Annotated in this window: 18 protein-coding genes and 1 pseudogene; 7 read left to right on the top strand and 12 right to left on the bottom strand. The window is 73.7% G+C overall.

What is annotated here, in order from left to right:
* Positions 1-154: 154 nt before the first annotated feature.
* A complete protein-coding gene (locus AB1460_RS17370; protein ID WP_368962519.1) occupies positions 155-1945 on the top strand; it encodes a DEAD/DEAH box helicase in 1791 nt (596 codons plus the stop codon).
* A gap of 156 nt (positions 1946-2101) precedes the next feature.
* Here AB1460_RS17370 and AB1460_RS17365 read toward each other — a convergent pair whose 3' ends face one another.
* A complete protein-coding gene (locus tag AB1460_RS17365; protein ID WP_368962517.1) occupies positions 2102-2959 on the bottom strand; it encodes a peptidylprolyl isomerase in 858 nt (285 codons plus the stop codon).
* A gap of 187 nt (positions 2960-3146) precedes the next feature.
* Between AB1460_RS17365 and serS the strand changes: the two genes are divergently transcribed.
* Complete coding sequence (serS, locus tag AB1460_RS17360; RefSeq protein ID WP_368962516.1) at positions 3147-4409, top strand: serine--tRNA ligase; 1263 nt, start codon at positions 3147-3149, stop codon at positions 4407-4409.
* A gap of 67 nt (positions 4410-4476) precedes the next feature.
* Here serS and AB1460_RS17355 read toward each other — a convergent pair whose 3' ends face one another.
* The 5 genes from AB1460_RS17355 to crtI form a co-directional block, all read right to left on the bottom strand.
* Positions 4477-5502, bottom strand: coding sequence for a phytoene/squalene synthase family protein (locus AB1460_RS17355; RefSeq protein WP_368962571.1), 1026 nt, complete (start codon positions 5500-5502; stop codon positions 4477-4479).
* A gap of 31 nt (positions 5503-5533) precedes the next feature.
* Positions 5534-6493 carry a VWA domain-containing protein gene (locus AB1460_RS17350; protein ID WP_368962515.1) on the bottom strand — a complete coding sequence of 320 codons (960 nt, stop codon included), beginning with the start codon at positions 6491-6493 and terminating at the stop codon, positions 5534-5536.
* Positions 6490-7539 carry a DUF58 domain-containing protein gene (locus AB1460_RS17345; RefSeq protein ID WP_368962514.1) on the bottom strand — a complete coding sequence of 350 codons (1050 nt, stop codon included), beginning with the start codon at positions 7537-7539 and terminating at the stop codon, positions 6490-6492. Before AB1460_RS17345 ends, AB1460_RS17350 begins: the two co-directional genes overlap by 4 nt.
* A gap of 155 nt (positions 7540-7694) precedes the next feature.
* Entirely contained in the window at positions 7695-8894 is a 1200-nt protein-coding gene (locus AB1460_RS17340; RefSeq protein ID WP_368962513.1) for an AAA family ATPase, read from the bottom strand.
* A gap of 137 nt (positions 8895-9031) precedes the next feature.
* A complete protein-coding gene (gene crtI, locus AB1460_RS17335; protein WP_368962512.1) occupies positions 9032-10552 on the bottom strand; it encodes a phytoene desaturase family protein in 1521 nt (506 codons plus the stop codon).
* Positions 10553-10876: 324 nt separating this feature from the next.
* On the opposite strand from crtI, the gene AB1460_RS17330 reads away from it, so the two are divergent.
* Together AB1460_RS17330 and metF are read left to right on the top strand one after the other, a co-directional pair.
* Positions 10877-11563: a DUF4097 family beta strand repeat-containing protein gene (locus tag AB1460_RS17330; protein WP_368962510.1), complete on the top strand. Its 687-nt coding sequence runs from the start codon at positions 10877-10879 to the stop codon at positions 11561-11563.
* Positions 11564-11818: 255 nt separating this feature from the next.
* Positions 11819-12721 carry a methylenetetrahydrofolate reductase [NAD(P)H] gene (gene metF, locus AB1460_RS17325; protein WP_368962508.1) on the top strand — a complete coding sequence of 301 codons (903 nt, stop codon included), beginning with the start codon at positions 11819-11821 and terminating at the stop codon, positions 12719-12721.
* 241 nt (positions 12722-12962) lie between these two features.
* On the opposite strand, the gene AB1460_RS17320 is transcribed toward metF, so the two are convergent.
* Positions 12963-13214: a hypothetical protein gene (locus AB1460_RS17320; RefSeq protein WP_368962506.1), complete on the bottom strand. Its 252-nt coding sequence runs from the start codon at positions 13212-13214 to the stop codon at positions 12963-12965.
* 25 nt (positions 13215-13239) lie between these two features.
* Here AB1460_RS17320 and AB1460_RS17315 point away from each other — a divergent pair, with 25 nt between their 5' ends.
* Entirely contained in the window at positions 13240-13956 is a 717-nt protein-coding gene (locus tag AB1460_RS17315; RefSeq protein WP_368962505.1) for a CDP-alcohol phosphatidyltransferase family protein, read from the top strand.
* Here AB1460_RS17315 and AB1460_RS17310 read toward each other — a convergent pair.
* From AB1460_RS17310 to AB1460_RS17290, 5 genes and pseudogenes are all read right to left on the bottom strand, one after another.
* Positions 13918-15477, bottom strand: a complete 1560-nt coding sequence (locus AB1460_RS17310) for a phytoene desaturase family protein (protein WP_368962503.1) — start codon at positions 15475-15477, stop codon at positions 13918-13920. The genes AB1460_RS17315 and AB1460_RS17310 overlap by 39 nt on opposite strands.
* A 473-nt stretch (positions 15478-15950) precedes the next feature.
* Positions 15951-16790 (bottom strand): annotated as a pseudogene (locus tag AB1460_RS17305) (glycosyltransferase family 2 protein); the annotation flags it as partial.
* A 13-nt stretch (positions 16791-16803) separates the two neighbouring features.
* Entirely contained in the window at positions 16804-17733 is a 930-nt protein-coding gene (locus AB1460_RS17300; protein ID WP_368962501.1) for a carotenoid biosynthesis protein, read from the bottom strand.
* Between the two features lie 146 nt (positions 17734-17879).
* The gene (locus tag AB1460_RS17295; RefSeq protein ID WP_368962500.1) at positions 17880-18506 is read right to left on the bottom strand and encodes a GNAT family N-acetyltransferase; all 627 of its coding nucleotides are present in this window, start codon (positions 18504-18506) and stop codon (positions 17880-17882) included.
* 170 nt (positions 18507-18676) lie between these two features.
* On the bottom strand, positions 18677-19441 hold the full coding sequence (locus tag AB1460_RS17290) for a spheroidene monooxygenase (protein ID WP_368962498.1): 765 nt from the start codon (positions 19439-19441) through the stop codon (positions 18677-18679).
* A gap of 259 nt (positions 19442-19700) precedes the next feature.
* On the opposite strand from AB1460_RS17290, the gene AB1460_RS17285 reads away from it, so the two are divergent.
* Both AB1460_RS17285 and AB1460_RS17280 read left to right on the top strand, forming a co-directional pair.
* Positions 19701-20360, top strand: coding sequence for an SAV_6107 family HEPN domain-containing protein (locus tag AB1460_RS17285; RefSeq protein WP_420497299.1), 660 nt, complete (start codon positions 19701-19703; stop codon positions 20358-20360).
* A complete protein-coding gene (locus AB1460_RS17280; protein ID WP_368962496.1) occupies positions 20351-21595 on the top strand; it encodes a DNA polymerase Y family protein in 1245 nt (414 codons plus the stop codon). The genes AB1460_RS17285 and AB1460_RS17280 overlap by 10 nt, the downstream gene beginning before the upstream one ends.
* The last annotated feature ends 278 nt before the right edge of the window (positions 21596-21873 follow it).

Raw genomic sequence — 21873 nt, 5'->3', positions numbered from 1 at the left:
ACCCTGCGTTAGCAAAGTCGGTGATACCCCCTGTGTGGTCCTTCGATGACAGGAAACCGACAAATCATCGTACGGACCAGACCGGACTGCTGCGGGCGGTGACGGGCGCGCGGCGCCGTCGGCCGGTCGGTGCGCGGCCATAGAGTCTCATGTCGTGAGAGCTGGTCCTCTGCCCCAAGGTCCTCGTGCGCGCACGGGGGCCCGGCCGCTGCGGGCGTGGCAGCGCGCCGCCCTCGACATCTACCGGTCACGCAGCGCATCCGGGGGCCGCGACTTCCTCGCGGTGGCGACCCCGGGCGCAGGCAAGACGACGTTCGCCCTGGAGATCGCCGCGGAGCTGCTGACCGCCGGCGAGATCCGGGCGGTGACCGTGGTCGCGCCCACCGACCACCTCAAGCGGCAGTGGGCGGTGGCCGCGGCGGCCGTCGGGATCGACCTGGACCCGACCTTCCGCAACGCCGCGGGCGCGACCGCCTCCGACTACACCGGCGTGGCGGTCACCTACGCCCAGGTCGCCGCGCACCCTGCGCTGCACCGCATGCGCACCGCCGCGCGGCGCACCCTGGTGATCCTGGACGAGATCCACCACGCGGGAGACGCGCTGTCCTGGGGCGAGGCGGTCCGGGAGGCCTTCAGCCCGGCCGCCCGCCGGCTCGCGCTGACCGGAACGCCGTTCCGGTCGGACGTCAACCCCATCCCGTTCGTGACCTACCTGCCCGACGCGGAGGGGGTGATCCGCAGCGTCGCCGACTCGAGCTACGGCTACGCCGAGGCGCTGCGCGACGGTGTGGTCCGTCCGGTGCTCTTCCTGGCGTACTCGGGGGAGATGTCCTGGCGCACCAGCGCCGGCGCGGAGCTGAGCGCGCGGCTCGGCGAGCCGCTGAACAACGAGCAGACCGCGGCCGCCTGGCGCACCGCCCTCGACCCGCGGGGCGACTGGATGCCCGCGGTCCTGGCCGCTGCCGACACCCGGCTCTCCCAGGTCCGCCGCGGTGGCATGCCGGATGCCGGCGGGCTCGTCATCGCGACCGACCACACCAACGCCCGGGCCTACGCCGGCCTGTTGCGCCGCATCACCGGAACGTCTCCGGTCGTGGTCCTCTCCGACGACCCCACCGCCAGCTCGAAGATCGCCTCGTTCCGCGAGTCCGCGGACCGGTGGATGGTCGCCGTCCGCATGGTCAGTGAGGGTGTGGACGTGCCCCGCCTGGCGGTGGGTGTCTACGCCACGTCGGCCTCGACCCCGCTGTACTTCGCCCAGGCCGTCGGCCGGTTCGTCCGCGGGCGCGGGCGCTCGGAGACGGCGTCCGTCTTCCTGCCCAGCGTGCCGTCGCTGCTCGCCCTGGCTGGTGAGATGGAGGCCCAGCGTGACCACGCGCTGAACAAGCCCCAGCGGGAGCCGGACGCCTTCGACGACGACGCGCTGCGCGAGGCGAACCGGCGGCGCGACACCCCCGACAAGCCGGACACGCTGTTCACCGCGCTGAACTCGTCGGCAGAGCTCGACCGGGTGATCTTCGATGGTGGTGAGTTCGGTACACCGGCCCAGTCCGGGTCGCTGGAGGAGGAGGACTTCCTCGGCCTGCCCGGCCTGCTCGAGCCCGACCAGGTCGCGACGCTGCTACGGCAGCGGGAGGCCGCCCAGCGCGCAGCCGCCGCACGGTCGTCGGCGGCCCCACCGGCAGCTCCGCCCGGGCCGGGCATCCCGGCGGCCAGGGCCGGGGAGGCCGCCGACGACGCGGAGCAGCGGCCTGTCCACGAACGGATCGGTGAGCTGCGCAAGGAGCTGAACAAGCTGGTCGCCGCCCATTACCACCGCACCGGCAAGCCGCACGGCATGATCCACGCGGAGCTGCGACGGTCCTGTGGCGGCCCGCCGAGTGCGCAGGCCAGCGCCGCTCAGCTGCAGGCCCGGATCGACACCGTCCGCCGGTGGGCGGGATAGCGGCGGACGGCCTTCTCCGCCGGGCGGTGTCCCGGTGGACGGCCTCGCGGGCAGGCGGGTCGTCCCAGGCGGGTGGCGTCCCAGGCCGGCAGGGGACCCTGCCGGCCTGGGACCATCCAGCGCTGTGCTGCCGAGGGCGGGCGGGCGCCGGAGGGCCTAGGGCTCCTGGGTGATCTGGATCGACTGGATCTTCGCCCCGCTCGTCGGCGCGCCGTCGGACCCGCCGCCGCTGACGCCCGGGGTGGTCAGCTTGTCCAGCACGTCGAGGCCCTCGGTGATGTGGCCGAAGACGGTGTAGCTGCCGGCCAGGGCGGACGCCCCCTGCGGTGAGGGGTCGGCGTAGTTGATGAAGAACTGGCTGCCGTTGCTGTCCGGCTGGCTGCTGTGGGCCATGGCCAGCACGCCCCGGTTGTAGTTCACGCCCTCGGTGTTCTCGTTGGCGTAGCCGAAGCCGGGCCCTCCTGTGCCGGTCCCGGTCGGGTCACCGCACTGCAGGACGTTGATGCCGGCGTCGGCGCCACCGGTCTGGCGGTGGCAGGGGGTGTCGGTGTAGAAGCCCGCCTCGGCGAGCGTGCGCAGCGCGTTGACGGTGCAGGGGGCCTTGTCCGCGTCCAGCGCGGCCGTCATGGTGCCCTGGTCGGTGGTGATGACCATCGTGGCCGGGCTGCGGTTCACCGCCGGTGCGGCCGCGGGCAGCCCGACCTCGCGGGAAGGCGCCTCACCGGAGGCGGTGTAGACGCAGTCACCCACCTTGCTCGTCTCGCCGGCCGGTAGGGCCGGGGCGGCGGACGCGTTCGGGGCGGACTCGGGGGTGGCTGTGACCTCGTCGTCGTCCGATCCGGCGGTGACAAGGAGCAGTGCCGTGACCGACGCCACGATGGCCACCAGGACCACTGCGGCGACCACGCTCAGCCGGCGCCGCCGCCGCGCCACAGCCCGTTGCCGGCGCTCCGCCTGTCGTGCCATCCGCGCGGCGGCCAGCTCACGCGCCCGCCGTTCCCTCGTGCTCGACACCCTCGCAGGCCTCCCGCTCCGTGTTCGTGTGAGGCGTCCGTCCGAGGCGTCCGTCGGTGGCGGCCGTGCGAGGCGTCCGTCCAGGGCGTCCGTCCGTAGCCCACTTCCGTCACACAGGGTACGGCGACGGTCGTGACGTGGCTGATAGCGTCGCCCCAGGACCCGACGCGAAGGCTGACACGAACTGATGCTCGACAAGCGCTTCATCCGGGAAAATCCCGACGTTGTGAAGGACGCCGTCCGTCTGAAGGGCGTCGACCTCGACGTCGACGAGCTCCTCCAGCTCGACCAGGAGAACCGCAAGCTGCAGTTCGAGGTCGACGAGGCGCAGGCGCGCCGCAAGTCCTTCGCCAAGCAGTTCGCCAAGGCCGACGAGGCCCGCCGGGCGGAGCTGCGCGCCGAGCACACCGAGTTCGACCGCCAGCTCCGCGAGCTGCGCGAGCAGCTGGCCCGCACCAGTGCCCAGCTCGCCGAGCTGATGCTGCTGGTGCCGGGCATTCCCTGGGAGGGCGCGCCGGTCGGGCCGGACGAGTCCGCGAACGTGGTCATCCGCGCGGTGGGCACCAGGCCGGAGTTCGACTTCACCCCGCTGGACCACACCGAGCTGGCCGAGCGGCGTGGCTGGGCCGAGTTCGCCCGTGCCCGCCGGATCTCCGGCGAGCGGGCCTACGCCCTGGTCGGCGATCTGGTCATGCTGGAGCGGGCGGTGCACTCCTACGCGCTGGACCTGCTGCGCGGCCAGGACTTCACCCCGGTGTCGGTGCCCGCGCTGGTGAAGGAGGCGCCGCTGGTCGGCACCGGCATGCTGCCGAAGGGCCGCGACGAGATCTACGAGATTCCCGCCGACAACGCCTTTCTCGCCGGTACCGCCGAGGTCGCCCTGGTCGGTCTGCATGCCGGGGAGATTCTCGAGGTCAGCCAGCTGCCGATCAGGTACGCCGGTATCTCACCGTGCTTCCGCCGCGAGATCGGCAGCGCCAGCCGGGATGTCCGCGGGCTGCTGCGGGTGCACCAGTTCGAAAAGGTCGAGCAGTTCGTCCTGTGCGTGAACGACCCGGCCGAATCCGCCCGCTGGCACGCGGAACTGCTCGCCACCGCGGAGCGGATTCTGACCGATCTCGGCCTGCATTACGAGGTCGTCGAATGCGCCACCGGGGACATGGGCCTCGGCAAGTACCGGATGAACGACATCAACACCTGGTTCCCGACGCTGGACCGTTTCCGCGAGACGCACAGCTGCTCGACGCTGCACGACTGGCAAGCCCGGCGGGCGAACCTGCGGTACCGCGACGCCGAGGGGAACATCCGTTTCGCGCACACGCTGAACAACACGGCGGTGGCGACCCCGCGGCTGCTGGCGGCGATTCTGGAGAACTTCCAGACCGCGGACCAGCAGCTGCGTGTCCCGGAGGTGCTGCGGCCCTATCTGGGCGGGCGCGACCTGCTCTGATCCGCGCGGTGCGGAGGTGGGTGCACGGGCCGGGGGCCGGCGGAGCCACAGCCGGACCCAGCCCGGTTCAGCCGGACCCGGTCCGGCGGGAGCGGGCGGCCCGGACGAGCCCAGGGCCGGCGACGGCCAGACGCCGCCCCGCCCCGACGGTGACCCGTCGGTCCAGGATCTGGTAGTCGGCCCGCTCGATCTCGTCGAGGATGCCGCCGTACAGGCGAAACGCCGTCCAGACACAGTCCCGGGACGTCGGGTGCAGCAGCCGGATGCCGGGCCGGGCGGAGCGGAACAGCTCCCGGGCATGGGCGATCTCATGGGCCAGCAGGCGCCGCACCGGCCCGTCGACGACGCCGGTGGCCAGGCGCTCACGGGTGACACCGAACAGGTCCAGCGACGCCTGCGGCAGGTAGACCCGGCCGCGCCGCAGGTCCTCACCGACGTCCCGAAGGAAGTTCGCAAGCTGAAACGCCACGCCAAGGTCACGAGCGTACGGCTCCGCCGCGCCGTGGACGGGTTCGAGGATCGGCAGCATCTGGAGCCCGATCACGACCGCCGAGCCGTGGATGTAGACCATCAGGTCGTCCCAGGTGGCGTAGCTGGACACTGTCAGGTCCATGGCCATCGACGTCAGGAAGGCCTCGAAGTAGTCCGCCGGCAGGCCGAACCGGCGGGTGGTGTGCAGGACGGCCGGCAGCACGGTCGGCTCCGCCGTGCCCGGCAACCCGCCAGCCCCCGCCCCGCCGCCGGTACCTGCTGTGCCGTCGGCGTCATCGGCGTCATCGGCGCCGTTGATACCGCCGGCGTTGTCGGTGCCGGAGCGCAGCGCGGCGAGGAAGGTGTCGCCCCACTGCCGCAGCCGCTGCGCCCTGGCCTCGTCGGAGAGGCCCGCGTCGAGATCGTCCACGATCTCGTCCGCGTACCGGGCGAAGCCGTACAGCGCGTGCACGTGGGGGCGCTTCCACCTGGGTAGCAGCAGGGTGGCCAGATAGTAGGTGCGGCCGTGGGCGGCGTTCAGCTCGCGGGCGCAGCGGTACGACGCCCGCAGGTGCTCCCCGGAGATGCCGGCGGCGTCCAGCTCGCCGCGCAGACCGCCCACAGCAGCCAAGAGTAGCCGGCCGTCCCGTCCGTCAGGGCAGGCGGGAGGCGAACGCCAGGGAGAGGGCCGCCGCGCCCATCCCGAGAAGGAACGAGAGTCCCACGAACCAGCCGGTGATCTCGCGGTACTCGGTGCGGTAGCCGATCGAGCTGCCCAGGCCCCGGTAGACCGACTCCAGCTCGTCACCGGACGTCGCCCGGTGGTAGGAACCGCCGGTCTGCTCGGCGAGCTCGCGCAGTGCGTCCTCGTTCACCGGTACGGGGATCTCCTGCCCGCCGACGTCGAGGCTCCCGTCGGAGGTGCCGTAGGCGATGGTGTCCACGGGGATCTCGGCGTCCCTCGCCGCTGTCGCCGCCTGGGTGTTCGGCCGGCCGCGCGTGGTCTCGCCGTCCGAGAGCAGGATGATGGCCGCGGGGGGCGGCGGCTGGCCCTCGTCCGACATCCGCTGCCCGGCGGTGGTGATCGCCTGCAGGGAGGCGAAGATGCCCTCGCCGACGGCGGTCGCCGGGCCGAGCTGCAGCCCGCGGATGCCGGAGCGGACGGCCTCGCGGTCGGTCGACGCGGGGACGAGGACGGCCGCCGAGCCGGCGAAGGAGACGAGCCCGAGGTTGATGCGCGGCGGCAGCTGGTCGACGAAGGCCTCGGCGCCCTGCTTGGCGGCCTCGAGCCGGGTCGGTTGAATGTCGGTGGCCGCCATCGAGTTCGACACGTCGATCGCCAGGATGATCGTCGCGCGCTCGCGGGGGACCCGTTCGGCCCGCGCCGGGCGGGCCAGCGAGATGACCAGGCCGGCCAGGGCGAGCAGCAGCAGCGCCGCCGGAACATGCCGACGCCACCACTGGGGCCGCCGCGGCAGCACGCTTGACAGCAGCGCGGTCGAGGACATCCGGGCCGCGTACACCCGGCGGCGCCGGGACAGGACGATGTAGGCCGCGGTGAGCGCGGCCACCAGCACGAACAGCCACAGCCAGTGGCCAGCCAGGAAGCTCAAGGAAGGGCCACCCGCCCGGCGAGGCCGCGGGGGCGGCCGGCGGCACCGGAGCGGGCCGGTGCCCTCCCGGTGCCTCCCAGGTTCCCGCGGTCGACCGGCGCCCGGCGCGCGGCGCCGCGGGTCGTCCGGCTGGTGGAGACGAAGCGCACGATGTCGACCAGCCAGTCCGAGTCGGTCCGCAGGACCAGGTGCGCCGCGCCGACCCGGCGCAGTGCGAGCTCCACCTGGGCGCGGTGCTCGGCCGCCGCCTCGCGGTACCGGTCGCGCACCCGCCGGGATCCGGTCGGGATCTCCACCAGTGTGCCGGTCTCGGCATCCACGACGGGCAGCAGGCCCACCGACGGCAGGATCAGCTCAGCCGGGTCGAGGACCTCCACGGCCAGCAGCTGGTGACGGGTGGAGAGCACCCGCATCGGCCGCTCCCAGCTCAGGTCGGTGGAGAGGAAGTCGCTCACGACCACGGCGAGACCACGGCGGCGGCGCGGGCGGTCCAGCTCGGCGATCGCCGCCGCGAGGTCGGTGGCCGCGCCGGCGTCGGGCTGCCGGGCCGGCCGGTCGTGAGCGCCTTCCGGGACGGAGAGCAGGGTCCGCAGCAGGCTCCGCAGCCCCTGGCGGCCCGGCCGGGCGGGAATCAGCTGCGGGCCGGTGGGGGTGAGCACGACGGCGCCCATCCGGTTGCCGGTCCGGGCGGTCAGGAAGCCGACCGCGGCGGTGGCGGCGATCGCCAGGTCCCGCTTGCGCAGGGAGGTGGTGCCGAACTCCTGACTGGCCGTCAGATCGACCAGCGCCCAGGTCTCCAGTTCCCGGTCGGCGACGAGGTCGTGCACGTGCGGAACGGTCGTCCGGGCGGTGACCGCCCAGTCCATCCGGCGGACGTCGTCGCCGACGTGGTACTCGCGGCTCTCGGCCTTCTCGGTGCCCTGCCCGGGGAGCAGGCCCAGGTGCTCACCGAGCAGCATCCCGTCGAGACGGCGGGTCACGGCGATCTCGAGCCGGCGCAGCGTGCGCTCCACCGACGGCGAGGTGACCGACGGCTGGACGAGCACGCCCGGCCGGGACGGGGGCGGCGCGTTCCTGGGGGCCGACGCAGGGCCGCCTGGAGCCGACGCAGGGCCGGGAGCCGGTGCATGGTCAGGAGCCGGCGCATCGTCCGGGGACGGCGCCTCCTGCCGGGTCCCGCGGCGTCGCCTGCCGGGGGTGGTCACTGGGCCGGCCCGTTGTCGAAGTACTCGGGGAAGCCCGTCCTGGGGTCGGTGCGCCAGCGGCCGGAGTGGGTCATCGGCGGCGGGGGGAAGTGCCTGCCGCGGTCAGCGGCGCTCTGCTGGCGGGGGGCGATCTGCGGGTGGGGCAGCGCCTCGAGGATGCGGCCGGCGATCTCCTCGGCGGTCAGCCCCTCGGCCAGCGCCTCGTAGGAGAGCACCAGGCGGTGCGGGAGGACGTCGAGGCAGACCGCGGCCACGTCGTCGGGGACGACGTAGTCCCGGCCGCGGAGCAGGGCGAGTGCCCGGGCGGCGGCGATGAGGCCGAGCGAGGCACGCGGCGAGGCGCCGTAGGCCAGGTGCCCGGCGAGGTCGGGCAGGTTCACCTCGGCGGGTGCGCGGGTGGCGAGTACGAGGCGCACGGCGTACTCGGTGATCGCGTGGTGCACGAACACGTCGTCGGCGCGGTGCTGCAGCCGCAGGAGCGCCTCCGGGTCGAGGACGGGCTCGGCGGTCGGCGGCCGCACCCCCATCCGTCGGACGATCTCCAGCTCCTCGCCGGACGTCGGGTAGGGAACCGTCACCTTCATCAGGAATCGGTCGCGCTGGGCCTCCGGCAGCGGGTACACGCCTTCGGACTCGATCGGGTTCTGGGTGGCCAGGACGAGAAAGGGAAGCGGTAGCGGATGGGTTACCCCGCCCAGCGAGACCTGCCGTTCCGACATCACCTCGAGGAGTGCCGACTGCACCTTCGCGGGAGCCCGGTTGATCTCGTCCGCGAGAACGAAGTTGGCGAATACGGGGCCGAGCTCAATGTCGAACATCTCTCGGCTGCTGCGGAAGATCCGCGTTCCGATGATGTCGGAGGGAACCAGATCGCTGGTGAACTGGATCCGCACGAAGGAGCCGCCGACCACCGTCGCGAGCGTCTGCACGGCCAGGGTCTTCGCCACCCCGGGCACGCCTTCCAACAGGCAGTGCCCGCGGGCGATCAGGGCGACGAGCATGCGCTCGACCATGTGGTCCTGGCCTACGATGACCTTCTTGACCTCGAAGAGGGCCCGTTCCAGCAGCGCGGCGTCGTCGGCTGCGGCGTTCGCGGGCGGATCGGGCCGGCGGGTGCCCGCCGAGCCCGTCGCGGCGGGCGCCCGCACCTCGACGCCGGATGCCGCCACGCCGGGATCGGTCGTCCACTCGTTCATGGCGCCATCTTCCCAGACAGCAGACGGAATTGAGTGCCCAAGGACTCGGGATAGTGTGGTGGGAAGGCTCTTCTAAGGTGCCCTTCAGGAAGTTCTCACTTAATACCGGAGGGAAACGCGCTGGACACCTGACGGAATCAGCTGAGGTCGATCAGTGCCCGCGACCGGTAGCCGCGGTCGCGGCCCAGCACCCGTTCCGCCGCCAGCCGGCCCGATATCAGCACCATCGGCACCCCCACCCCGGGGCGGGTGCCGCTCCCGGTGAAGACCACGTTCTCCAGGCCCGGCGCCAGGTTGCCCGGCCGGAACGGGCCGGTCTGGGTGAACGTGTGGGCGGCCGCGAACGGGGCGCCCGCGGCCATGCCGCGCTCGCGCCAGTCCGCCGGGCTGGTGACCTGCTCCACCTCGATCGCCGCGCCGAAGCCGGGATAGCCCGACCGCTCCAGGGTGGCGACGACCTCGTCGCGGTAGCGCGGGCCGAGGACCGACCAGTCCAACGGCGCCGTGAGGTTCGGAGTGGGGAACAGCACGTAGTAGCTGTGCGCCCCGGCCGGCGCGGCGGACGGCTCCGTCACCGAGGGGGTGCTCACCAGGAAGGACGGGTCGCTCATCAGCTCGCCGCGCCGGATGATCTCCTCGAAGGTGCGCCGCCACGCGCTGCCGAAGTGGATCGTGTGGTGGGTGGCCTCCGGATGGGCCACCCGTGCCCCGGCCAGCAGCAGGAAACAGGACGGCGAGTACCGCAGCCGCCCGAGTCGCGCCGGCGCGGCTGACGGGGGCAGCAGATCCCGATAGGCCACCGGGAGGTCCGGGTTGAGGACCACGACGTCCGCCGCCACGCGGTCGCCGTCGGCGGTGTGGACGGCCACCGCGCGCCCGCCGCGGACCTCGACCCGGCTGACCTCGGTGCCGTAGCGGAAGGTCGCCCCGTGCCGGGTCGCGGCGGCCGCCATGGCCACCGCCACCGCGTGCGGCCCGCCGTCGACGTGGTAGACGCCGGCGACCGAGTCCATGTAGGCGATCACGGCGTACAGAGCGAGGGCGTCGTGCGGGTCCAGGCCCGCGTACATCGCCTGGAAGGAGAACAGCCGGCGGGTCCGCGGATCGCGCAGGTGGCGCCCGACCACGGTGTCCAGTCGCCGGAACCCGCCGAGCGCCGCCACCCGGGCGAGCGAGGGGCGCAGCAGCGCGAGTGGCGAGTCGACCTGGGCGTCGATGAAGTCCCGCAGCTGGGCGCGGAACATGCGGGTCGCGAAGTGGGTGAACCGGCGGAAGCCCGCGGCCTCCGCCGGCCCGCACAGGTCGCGGATCTCCTGCTCGGTGTCCGCCGGGTCGGCGCGGACGTCCAGCACCGAGCCGTCGGCGAACCGCGCCCGGTACATCGGGTCGAGGCGGCGCAGGTCCAGCCACCGGTCGAGATCCTCGCCCACGCAGTCGAAGGCGTCCGCGATCAGCTCCGGCATGGTGAGGACGGTGGGCCCGGTGTCGAAGCGGTAGCCGCCCAGCCGGAGCTCACCTGCCCGCCCACCCGGTGAGTCGCCCCGTTCGAGCACGGTCACCCGGCGGCCCGCGCCGGTCAGCCGCAGCGCGGCCGACAGCCCACCGAGCCCCGCCCCGACGATCACCACATGGTCCGTCGGCCCGGCCACCGTTCGCATGGACGTCCTTCCCGCCGTTCTGGGCACCGGAGCGCCTCCCGCCTGCGCGGGTCAACGGAGTCTCCGCCACCTCCGTGGCCACCTGGGCGCGGGGGTCGCCCCGGCCGGGTTGCCACCTGCGAGGGAACCCGCCGCGCCCTTCCGGCGGGCGGGCCGGCCGCGTGGGCTGGCCTTCCCCGGACGGGAGATGGGAGCGGGCGGGGGAGCCGAACCTCTCACCCGTCGGCGGGCCGGCCGGCACGGTCCGCCGGCCGGGGGAAAGAGTAGCGTTCGACCGTCGGCGAACAGGCGGGCCCGCCGAGGGTTCCGGCGTCCGGAGGTGTCGTGTCCGATCTCGTTGTCGTCGTACTCGGCATCGTGCTGCTGGTGGTGGCCGCGAGCGCCTTCGCCCTGCTCCGCATGCCGCCCGAGCGGCTAGAGACCACGGTGGACGAGGTGCGGGCCGTCGAGGTGCGGCTCGCCGTAGGCCGGGTCGAGATCGGCGAGTACGACCGCCGGAACGTCCGGATCGAGCTCACCGCGAAGCGACGGCCCGGCCGGGCCCGGCCCACCATGACCCGTTCGGGTGAGGTGCTGCGGCTGGACGGCAAGGCCAGCGATGCGGTGGTCAAGCTGAAGCTGCCGCGGGGGACGAAGGTCCGGGCCGAGGTCCGGACGGGGGAGATCACCCTCTGGGGTGCCGACGGTGATCTGCTGCTGGTCACCGAGAGCGGCGGTATCACCGGGCGTGAGCTCACCGGCTCCCGGATCAGCGCCCGCAGCCGGTCCGGCGACATCAACCTGCACTTCGACGGGCCACCGGACAACCTCTCCGCGGTGAGTGACGACGGCATGGTGACCCTCGTCCTGCCCGAGGCCGAGTACGGGATCGAGGTCGAGACCGGCAACCCGCAGCTGGCAGGCGTCGAGCTGCCGAGCGTGCCCGGGTCCGGCCGCCAGGTGCTCGCGCGCAGCCTCGCCGGCAGGGTCCGGATCAGGGCCGCCTCGCCCCAGGGCCCCGTCCGGATCTGACCCCCGCCTCGTTGCCGGAGCCGGGGCCGGGCGGATCAGTGTCCCGCTTCCATCTCGGGTTCAGCGCTGCTCTCAGCACCGGGCTCCACGTCGGTTCAGCGCCGGGCTCTGTCTGGATCCGCCTGCCCTCACGGGAGTTTCGGGTGTCGGCATGTCGCGGTGGCTCCGCCGCGGGAACCGCGCCCGGAGCCGGCGGGCCGTGTCCGGACATCAGCGCCGCCGGATTACTCTCTTCTGCATGAAGGGCTCCCTCTCATGACGGCGGTCGGGAACATTGCGCGGGCGACGACCAGGACGGTGGCCGAGTGCCTGGCGTCGGGTCGTACGTCCTTCTCCTTCGAGTTCTTCCCGCCGAAGACGGCGGAGGGCGAGCGGCAGCTGTGGACGGCGCTGCGTGAGATCGAGGCCCTGCACCCCACGTTCGTCTCCGTCACCTACGGCGCCGGCGGATCGACCAGGGACGGGACGATCCGGGTCACCGAGCGGATCGCCACCGAGACGACCCTCACTCCGATCGGGCACCTCACCGCCGTGAACCATTCGGTGGCCGAACTGCGCCGGGTCATCGGGAGCTACGCGGGCGCCGGTGTGCGCAACGTGCTGGCGCTGCGAGGCGACCCCCCGGGCGACCCGCAGGCGGACTGGGTGCGCCACCCCGAGGGCCTCGCCTACGCCGAGGACCTGGTCCGGCTGGTCCGTTCCCTGGGCGACTTCTGCGTCGGGGTCGCGGCGTTCCCCGACAAACACCCCCGGTCTCCAGACCTGGACACCGACGCGCGTTACCTGGTGAAAAAGCTCGACGCCGGGGCCGATTTCGCGATCACCCAGTTCTTCTTCGGCGCCGACGACTATTTCCGGCTGGTGGAGCGGGTTCGCCGGCTGGGGTGTGAGGTGCCGATCATTCCGGGTGTCATGCCGGTCACCAACGTCGCGCAGATCAAGCGGATGGCGCAGTTGTCCGGCGCGGATTTCCCGGCGGCGCTGGCGGCGCGGCTGCACGCGGTCGCTGACGACCCCGCCGCGGTGCGTGCCCTGGGAATCGAGGTCGCGACCGAGCTTTCCGAGCGGCTGATCGCCGGCGGGGCGCCCGGGCTCCACTTCATCACGCTCAACCGATCCAGTGCGACGCGCGAGATCTACCAGGCGATCCGCCCCTGACCTCCGGCACGTTCCTCCTCCGGCATCCTCCGGCGCGTACGTCTTTCACCCGCGGGCTTGCCTTTCCCGTGCCCGCGGCCTGGTGGTCGCGGTTCGCGTGGCCCCGGGCGGAACGGGCACGGCGGTACAGAACGCCGCGATCCGCCTGCCCTGGCGCCCCGTCGCGGGACCGGTTCGGTCCGGTCCCGCGCGGCCACCAGGTGTCAGGAATCGATTCCTTTCCGTGTCTGTACAGGTCGGATCAGTCCTGCTCCTCGTAAGCGTCGAAAACACAGAGTAGCCATTCGTCACGGAACGTCTGTTCCCGCACGAGAGCAAATCCCGCGTGGTTCGCCGCGTCGACCACGGCGGTGACCAGACCGAGATCGAGAGCGTTGAAGACAGGGGTGATACGCACGGCGAGGATCACCTGGTCGCGGTGGGCGCTGAATACACGATCGGGGTCCAGATCCTCAATGGACTCGACGACACCGGTCGGCTGGTCGGATACCACGACGGAACCTTACGGCGCGGGCACGATGGACGGCGTGCGTACCCCAGTCCCCGATAGGGAGACCTACCTGGTCGAATGGGCCGCTCTGCACGGTGGTTACGATCCGCGAACCGGGCCGGCCATGATCCGTATCTGGTTGACGCTCACATATCGCCTGGCCAGGCCGCTCGCGGCGGCCGGCGTGGCGCCGGGGGCGGTGACGGCGGCCGCGGCCGCCGCCGCGATGCCGGTGATACCCGCCGCATGGGCGGGGGGCCGTTGGGTGCTGGTCTGCCCGCTGGTCGTGATCCTCAGCGGGCTGCTGGACAACCTGGACGGCGCGGTGGCCATCCTGCGCCGCAGGGTGACCAGCTGGGGCTACGTGCTCGACTCGGCCACCGACCGGGTGTGCGACGCCGCCTGTCTGGTCGCGCTGTGGCTGGTCGGCGCACCGGGCGAGCTGGCTACCGCGGCCGGCGCCGGGCTGATGATGCTGGAGTACGTGCGGGCGCGGGCGTCCGGGGCCGGTCACGGCGAGATCGGCACCGTGACGGTCGGGGAACGCCCCACCCGTGTCATCCTCGCGGCGACGGCGCTGGCGGCGGCCGGTCTCGTGCCGGACCACGCGGCCACCGTGACCACGGCGGGCGCCGCCGCCACCGCGGCGGTGTGTGCTGTCGGGCTCGTCCAGTACCTGGTGTCGGTGCGGGCGGCGCTGACCGCCTCAGGCCGGCCCGATCATCTCCGCGACGATCTTCGCTGACAGGGTGACCAGCGGCAGCCCGCCACCCGGATGGGCCGATCCACCCACCAGAAACAGCCCGGGCACCGGGGAACGGTTGCGGGGCCGCAGGAACGCCGAGCGTGGTCCGTTGGACGACACACCGTAGATCGCCCCGCCCGGCGCGCCCGTCGCGCGGGCCAGGTCGGCGGGAGAGATCGCCTGGTACCAGCGCAGCCGCTCCCGGACATCAAGCCCGCGCTCCGCCAGCAGGTCGAGGATCCGGCGTGCGTAGGCGTCGACGAGCCCCGGACGGTCCCAGTCCAGGCCGTCGCCACTGCCACTGCCACTGCTGCCACCGTCGCCGTCGCTGTCGCCGCTCCGCGGGCGGGCGTGCGGGCTGGCGTTCACCAACACGAACCAGGCCTCGTCGCCCGGTGGGGCGGTCACGGGGTCGTCCGGCGCCGCGACGTAGACCGTCGGGTCCCGGGGCAGCCTGCCGCCGAACACCGCGTCGAACTCGGCGTCGTAGTCAGCGGGGAAGAGCACCGTGTGATGAGCCAGACCGGGCGTCCGGCCGCGGAGCGCCAGCAGCAGGACGAAACCGGACAGTGAGGGGGCGAGCCGCCGCAAACGCCGCCGGCTGGCCGGATGATCGACGAGTGGGCGGGCGCCCCGCCGGCCGGGGCGCTCGGCCGGCGCCCCGGCGTAGAGCCTCGCCGCGTCGACCCCGGAGACGACGATGTCGGCGGGCAGCAGGATGCCGTCGGCGAGGCGGACACCGTCCACCCGCCCGCCGGGCGTCCGGGTGATCTGGGCGACCGGCGTACCGGTGCGGATCACCGCGCCGCGCTCGGCGGCCCGCCCGGCGATCGCCCGCCCCAGCAGGCGCAGCCCGCCCGGGATGTACCAGCCGCCGAACCGGCGCTCGGCGTGCGGCACCGTGACCAGGACCGCCGGTGCCCGCCGCGGGTCGGAGCCGGTGTAGGTCGCGTACCGGTCCAGCATCATCCGCAGCCGGGGGTCGGTGAGGTGCCGGCGGCCGAGGCCGCGCAGGGTGGCGCCGGGGGCGACGGCCGCCAGTGCCGCCGGGCGCCGCACCGCCAGACCAGCCAGTGCCGGCAGCGAGACCGGGTTGTGCAGGAACGGCTGTTCGGACGCGGCCCAGGCGCGGCGCGCGCGGGCGTCGAGGCGGCGCCACTGCTCGCCGGTGCCGGGCCCGAGCCGCGCGTCCAGCTCCGCCAAGAAGGCGGCTTCGTCGGAGTGGGCATCCAGGGTGGTGCCGTCCGCGAAGCGGTAGCGGGCGATCGGGTCCAGGCGGCGCAGCGTGACAGCGGCCGCGAGCGGACCGCCGGTCGCGGTGAACAGGTCCTCGAAGACCTCGGGCATGGTCAGCAGGGACGGCCCGGTGTCGAACCCGTAGCCGTCACGCTCGTACCAGCCGAGCTTCCCGCCGACACTGCCGGTGGCCTCGCAGACGGTGACCCGGTGCCCGGCGGCGGCGAGCCGGGCCGCGGCTGCGAGCCCGCCGACACCCGCTCCGACCACCACGACCGCCGCCATGCTCCCGACCCTACGTACGGCTGTTCCGGCGGCTCTCCCGGTTCCGGCTGTCCGGCCAGCTCCAGCTGTCCTGCTGGTTCCGGTTGCGCCGGCTCGGGCCGCAGCGGACGTCCCTTCCACTGCGCGGTGCCCCGCCCGCGTCGCCACCATGACAGCACCGTCAGGTGGCCCAGCAGGCAGACGGACAGGGGATGGGCCGCCGCGTCGGGCCAGCAGCGCCCGCCGGTGCGGCGGGCGGCGATGGCCCGGCTCACCAGACCGGCCAGGCAGCCGACCAGACCGGCCCGGGAACCCCGCACGGCGGCGACGGCAGGACCCACGAAGATCCATCCCAGCAGCGCCAGCTGCCCCGCGCTCGCCGCCGGGCTGCCGCCCGCGGCCCACAGCGACTTGGCGTATCCGTCCCGCAGTGCCGGCCAGCCGTCGTACATCCAGGTGACCGCCAGCTCGGTGCCGTCGGTCACCACCCCTCGACCGCCCGAGCGCTTCACCGCGCGCAGCAGCGCGAGATCGTCCAGCACCGCGCCGCGGACGGCTGCGTGCCCGCCGGCCCGGGCGTAGGCCGCCGCGTCCACGCACAGGAACTGGCCGTTGGCCGCGGTCAGTGACGGGCGGGCGGAACGCTCCGCGGCCCGCAGCGGCAGCAGCGCCAGCCACGACCACTGCAGCAGCGGCTGGACGAGGCGCTCCGCCGCGGTGACGGCGACCTGCCGCGGGTAGGGCGAGACGAGATCCAGACCGGTGCTCCGCAGGAGGCCCGCCGCGCGGGCGAGCCCGTGCGGCGCGACCGTCACATCGGCGTCGACGAAGACCAGCACCGAGCCGGTGGCATGACGGGCGGCCCGGGCGCAGGCGTGCGGCTTGCCCAGCCAGCCAGGCCCTGGCTCAGGCCCGGTCAGCAGCCGCAGGCGGCCGTCCCGGGCGGCCAGCTCGCGCAGGACCGCACCCGTCCCGTCCGACGAGTGGTCGTCGTAGACGAGGACCTCGAGATCCGGGACGTGTCGGGAGCCGAGAAGGGCTGTCACGCAGGTGCGGACCCGCGCCGCCTCGTCACGCACCGGCAGGATCACACTGACCCGTTCCCGGACCGGGGCGGAGGGCCCCGGGGTCCGCAGCAGCAGGGCGTTCACCGCGGTGTGCGCGGCGACGGCCACCGCGCCGGCGACACCCGAGCGCACCGCCACCTGCGCAGCGACCCGCACCGGGACCCGCGTGGCCGGGCTCCCTGCCGCCGCTTGCCCCGTCCGTGGCCTCAACGAGCCGCACCCCTCTCCCCTGCGGGTGTAGGACCTCGAATCCTCTCCCGCGATCATCCGGGGGAGGGCGTCAGGTCCCAGAGCGTGCCAGGTTCCCTCGCCGGGCGGCGCCGCGGCGGTCCGGCAGGACGCCGAGACCGAGCAGCATTCCCATCGCCACCCCGCCGGCGAGGGCCACACCCGGGCGGCCGAAGAAGGCCAGATTGGCCAGTACCGAGGACAGGTAGGTCCAGACGAGCAGCACCATCAGCACCCGGCTGCCCGGGTCCGCGGGAACGCCGGCACCGCCCGTGCGCCCGCGCCCGCGCGCACGGGCGGCCGGACCGCCCGGCCCCTCCGCTGCCGACGACGCTGTGGCGTTCCTCTCCGGTAGCAGTGCGGCGAGGGCTCCGGTGACCACGATGCCCACGAGCAGCCACCCCGCCGCGTTGCTCACCGGAATGCCGTTGAGGGCGGGACCGCCGCCCGACTGCCACGACCAGTAGTCCTCCGCGACCATCTGGGGGTCGAGGAAGAGGTCCCAGGCGGTCAGCGTGGCGCCGCCGGCCAGCGCCGTCACCGCCGCCTGCCGCGCCGTCACCGCCCGCCGTGTTGTCGCCTGCCGTGCTGTCGGACGTGCTGCTGCCGGACGCCCGGTGCCGTCGAGGCGGGCTGCGCAGCGGCGGCCGAGCATCAGCGCGGGCAGGCCCATCATCGTCCAGGCGAGGGGGACCACCACCGGCACACCGGCGAGCTTCGGGCCCAGCGCGGTCCCGTACGAGTAGTCACCGAACGGCCAGCCGCTGTGGACTCCCACCGATTCGGCGAGCAGCCCGATGCCGCCCGCCGCGGCCGCCGCGGCGGCGGCTCGGGCCGGGCCGTGGCTGAGGGCCGTCGCGCTGACCGACGCGGTGAAGAAGGCCACGACCGAGAACACCGTGACGGCAGCCCGCTGGTCTCCGGACGTCAGCGGGTAGCCGATCTGGAGCCCGATGGTCACCGCGGCCGCGACCCACGGCACGACGCCGATCCGCATCCGCGACGGAAAGGGCCCGCGCCCGACGCGGAGGAGGCCGGGACGGAAGGAGGCTGGGCCCGACGAGGCCGCGTGGGACGGGTCGGGAACGGGGGAGTCGGGAACGGAGGAGCCGGGAGCGGGGGAGGAGGTCAAGGAACCTGGGCAGGCTGCTGCCCGGTCTCCGTGCTCCGGCACGGGTCGGACGGTGCAGGTCCGGGCAGCTCCTTGGCGAGCACCGCGTACTCGGTGAAGCTCCCGGGGAACCGGAAGTGCGACAGCAGTGGCACGAAGCCCTCGCTGGTGTACAGCCGGCGGGCGCGACTGCCGGGCAGCTCCAGCGCCGACAGCGCCGCCGTCCGCTGCGGGACGTCCCGCAGCAGCTCGCGCAGCAGCTCGCGGCCGATCCCACGGCCCTGGTATCCGGGCAGCACGTGCAGCTCGACCACTTCCATGCAGTCGGTGAGCCAGTGGACCGCGTCCTGGGGTGGCAGCGCGCCGGCGACGACGTCGTGCCACCACTGGCCCACCTTGCCGGGCAGGCCGTAGGTCATGCCGACGACCTCCTCCTCCTCCTCCTCCTCCGCCGTCACCGCGACCACGGCGTGCAGGTCACGGCGGTCGAAGTGGCGCTGTGCGTGGAGGGCGCGGTCCCGTGCCGCCCGCACCGGGTCCTCCTCGTGCAGGTCGAGGAACGCGGCTTTGTAGACGGCGATGACGTCATCCAGCCGGGCCCGCATCCGGGCCGGCGACCACCGCACGATCCGGACGTCGTTCACGAGTTCTCGCCTCCTGTCGCACCCGGGCCATCCGACGATAACGCGCTGCGGACGCCCGCTGCCTGTTGGCTGGGACCGGTCTGGCGAACAGTGCTATTGCGGCCTGGCATCAGGCCTGGCACCGCCGCTGTCGGCCTGGCCACGAGGTCTGTACCCGGGTCTGGCGGGTGTCACCGGTACCGGCCCCGGCGCTCCGCCGGGCATGGCCCACAGGGGTCCGCGCCGCGGACCGTCCCCCGTGAGTCGAGCACGGCGAAGCGGGCGAACAGCTCCTCGGCGTACCAGCCCGCGCGGGGGGTGCGCCGGACCACTGCCGCATGAGCCTGCCCCTGGTAGGCGAACGCACGCAGGGCGGCGGCGTCCCGCCACACGCTGAAGGTGCCCTGGAAGCCGATCGGGGCCTCGCCGATGCCGGCGGCGAACAGCAGCCCGCCGGCGCCGTGCAGCTCCGCCGCCACCGGCGGGACCGCGCGCCAGAAGGCCACGGCCCGCCGCGCTGTCAGCCGCGCCCGGGTGACAACCACCACTGCCGCCTCGTCGTGGTCCGCGCGCTCCTTCGCCGGCTGGCGGTACGTGCCGGTGCCGGACGTTCCGGGTGGCACGTCGAACGGTGCACGGCCCGCCCACAGCCCGCGCGAGGTCAGCGGGCGGAGATCGACCTGCCAGCGTTCGTCGGCGATGCGGGCCCAGGCACGGATCGCCGACGAACGCTCGAACTCCCGCGCCGCGGCGGGGGTGTCCCAGACCGCCAGCAGCGCCCACCGCGACGGGTCGGCGTCGAGGGGAGTGAAGCGCTGGCCGCTGCCCGTCCCGAGCAGCCTGCTGAAGGCGAGCCCGGACGTCCGGCGCAGCGCAGGGCGGTCGAGCGCCATGCGGGCCGCGGCCTGCGCGGCCCGCCGCCGCGGGACATGCCAGAGGTCGAAGGTGACGAACATGGACGACCCCTCTCACCCGGGCTGGCGCCGGTCTTCGGCGCTGCACCAGCGATCCTGCCGCTCGGCGTGATCCTGCCGCCTTCCGGCGGTGAGCCGGCGGCCCGATGGTGCGGCAGCCGGTGGTTGACGGTCCGTTGGCCCACCATTATCTTCGAACATGCGTTCGATAAAGGTCCAGCTCGTTGAAGGGCGAGTTCGTTGAAGGGCGGAGCCGGGTGATCCGGTTCCGGGGCAGGTCGGCACCGGAGAGGTGATCCCAGTGGGCGCGGTTCGGAAGAGCGTGGTCGGGGGGAACGTCGTCGAGAGGAACGCGGCGGTCGGCGGCCAGCACGAAGATCGGGGCATGTCCGGCCACGGCACCGTCGCGGGTCGGCATGACGGGGCCGGTCGACCGGCCCCGGCCGGCCCCGCGCAGGCTCCCCGGCCGAGCACGCCCGCCACTCGTGGGCAGGTGCCGGGCCGGCCCGCGGGCCGGACCATGCTTCCCGCCGCCGGGCTGCCGCGGCGCTCGCGGGACGAGCTGTTGTCCTCAGCCCGGCGAGGGCTGGCCGAAGCTGCGCTCACCCGCCCGGCGGGTGAGCGCTACGCGCTGGCGCACCTTGCCGCGTTGCGTGCCGCTGCCGCTGTCCTCGCCGACCGTGCCCAGCCCCGCCCCGGCCACCGGGGCCGCCCGGCGAGCGCCTGGCAGCTGCTTGCGGTGGTGGCTCCGGAGCTGCAGGAGTGGGCGGCCTTCTTCGCCGCGGGTGCCGGCCGGCGGGCGGCTGCCGAGGCAGGGCTTCCCGTCGTGACGACCAGAGACGCCGATGATCTTGTTCGTGAGGTGGAGCTCTTCCTCGGGATCGTCGAGGCGGCGCTCGGCGTCCCCTCCCAGCCCTCGCTGTCCCAGGCCGCCCCTGCCGAGGTGTGGACGTGGCGCTGAGCGCCCTCCAGCAGATCGCGGCTCTTCCGGCGGAGCGGGCGGGAAGAGGCGGTGAGCGGATTCTTCCCGCGCTGCCGGCGCTGGCGCGGGTCCTGCCGTCAGGCGGTCTGCGCCGGGGTACGACAGTCGGCGTCAGCGGTTCCTCCTCGCTGCTGCTGACGCTGTTGGCCGCGCCGTCCCAGGCGGGTTCCTGGTGCGGTCTGGTGGGTGTGCGGTCGCTGGGGATGCTGGCCGCCGTCGAGGCCGGTGTCGTGCCGGGCCGGCTCGCCGTGGTGGCCGACCCCGTCGACCTGAGCACGGCCCTGGAGTTTGATCCGCCGGCGGAGCAGGTGGAGCAGGCAGCCTTCGCCGCCCGCCAATTGGCCGAGCAGACCCACGAGCAGCTGCGCGAGCGGGGTCTTGCCTGCACCCGGATCGTGATCGAGGCGGAGACGGAGCACGGGGAGCGGCGGCGGCGGGTCTGGCGGCACGACGGGCCCCTGTCCGTCACCGGCATCACCGACAGGATTCGCTGGCAGCTCGACGGCTGGTTGAACGGCACCGCACGGGATCCGGGCCCGCCCGCGACGGCCACCACCCGGGGCGATCGGCCGACCTCCGGGCTGGTGCTCGTGCGGCTCACCCCGGAGGGTCTCCTACCCGGGGATGGCCGTCAGCTCGAGCTCTGGGGTGAGCCCGGGGCCGCGTCCGGCCGGGTGGATCGTGCCCTGACCCGCATCCAGGGGCTGCTCGGTCCGGACGCGGTCACCACCCCTGTGGTCGAGGGCGGGCGCGACCCGGGCCGTCGGGTGCGACTGGTGCCCTGGGGGGAGCCTCGGGAACCGGTCGAGGTCACCGGGCCGGCCTCGCCCCGGGTGGCCGGGGGAGCCCCGGACGCGCGGGGCCGCCGCGGGGCCGGCCCGGAGGAGGCGCTGCCCTGGCCGGGAGCGGTTCCCGCGCCCGCGCCGGCCACGATGCATGACGAGCCGCTGCCCGTACTCGTCCTCGACGAGAGCGGGGAGCCGGTGGGAGTCAGCGGGCGCTGTGCGGTGACCGCCGTCCCGGCCTGGCTGTCGGTCGGTGGGGCCGCGCCCACCCGGATCACGGGATGGGCGGGGCCGTGGCCAGTGGACGAGCGCTGGTGGGACCCGTCCGGCCGGCGGCGGGCGCGCTTCCAGATGGTGGCGGCGGATGGAACGGCCTCCCTGCTCTTCGTGGAGATCGGGCGCTGGTGGTTGGAGGCCACCTATGACTGATGGCCGTTGACCAGGGTTGTTGATGCCGGGGCGCGGCGGCACCAGAGAGCCGCCGCATCCGAGACGTGGTCAGGGCGTGGCAGGCCGCCGGGAGCCGGTGGAGATGCGGAGCGACACGACGTGAGCTGGTGGAATCCGCCGCTGGCATGGTCCGAGCTGGAGCGGACGCTGTCCGGGCGGTCCGGTGGGGACAGCCGCGACGACCGAAGCGGGGGCGGTGGAGAAGCTGTCTCTTATACACATATCCGAGACCACGAGACCAGAGAGGACATAGTATA

This window comes from Parafrankia sp. FMc2, from assembly GCF_041008525.1.
Classification (GTDB): Bacteria; Actinomycetota; Actinomycetes; order Frankiales; family Frankiaceae; genus Parafrankia.
Note: the sequence above shows the minus strand (reverse complement) of the source record. Positions and strands in the feature narration are given on the sequence as shown.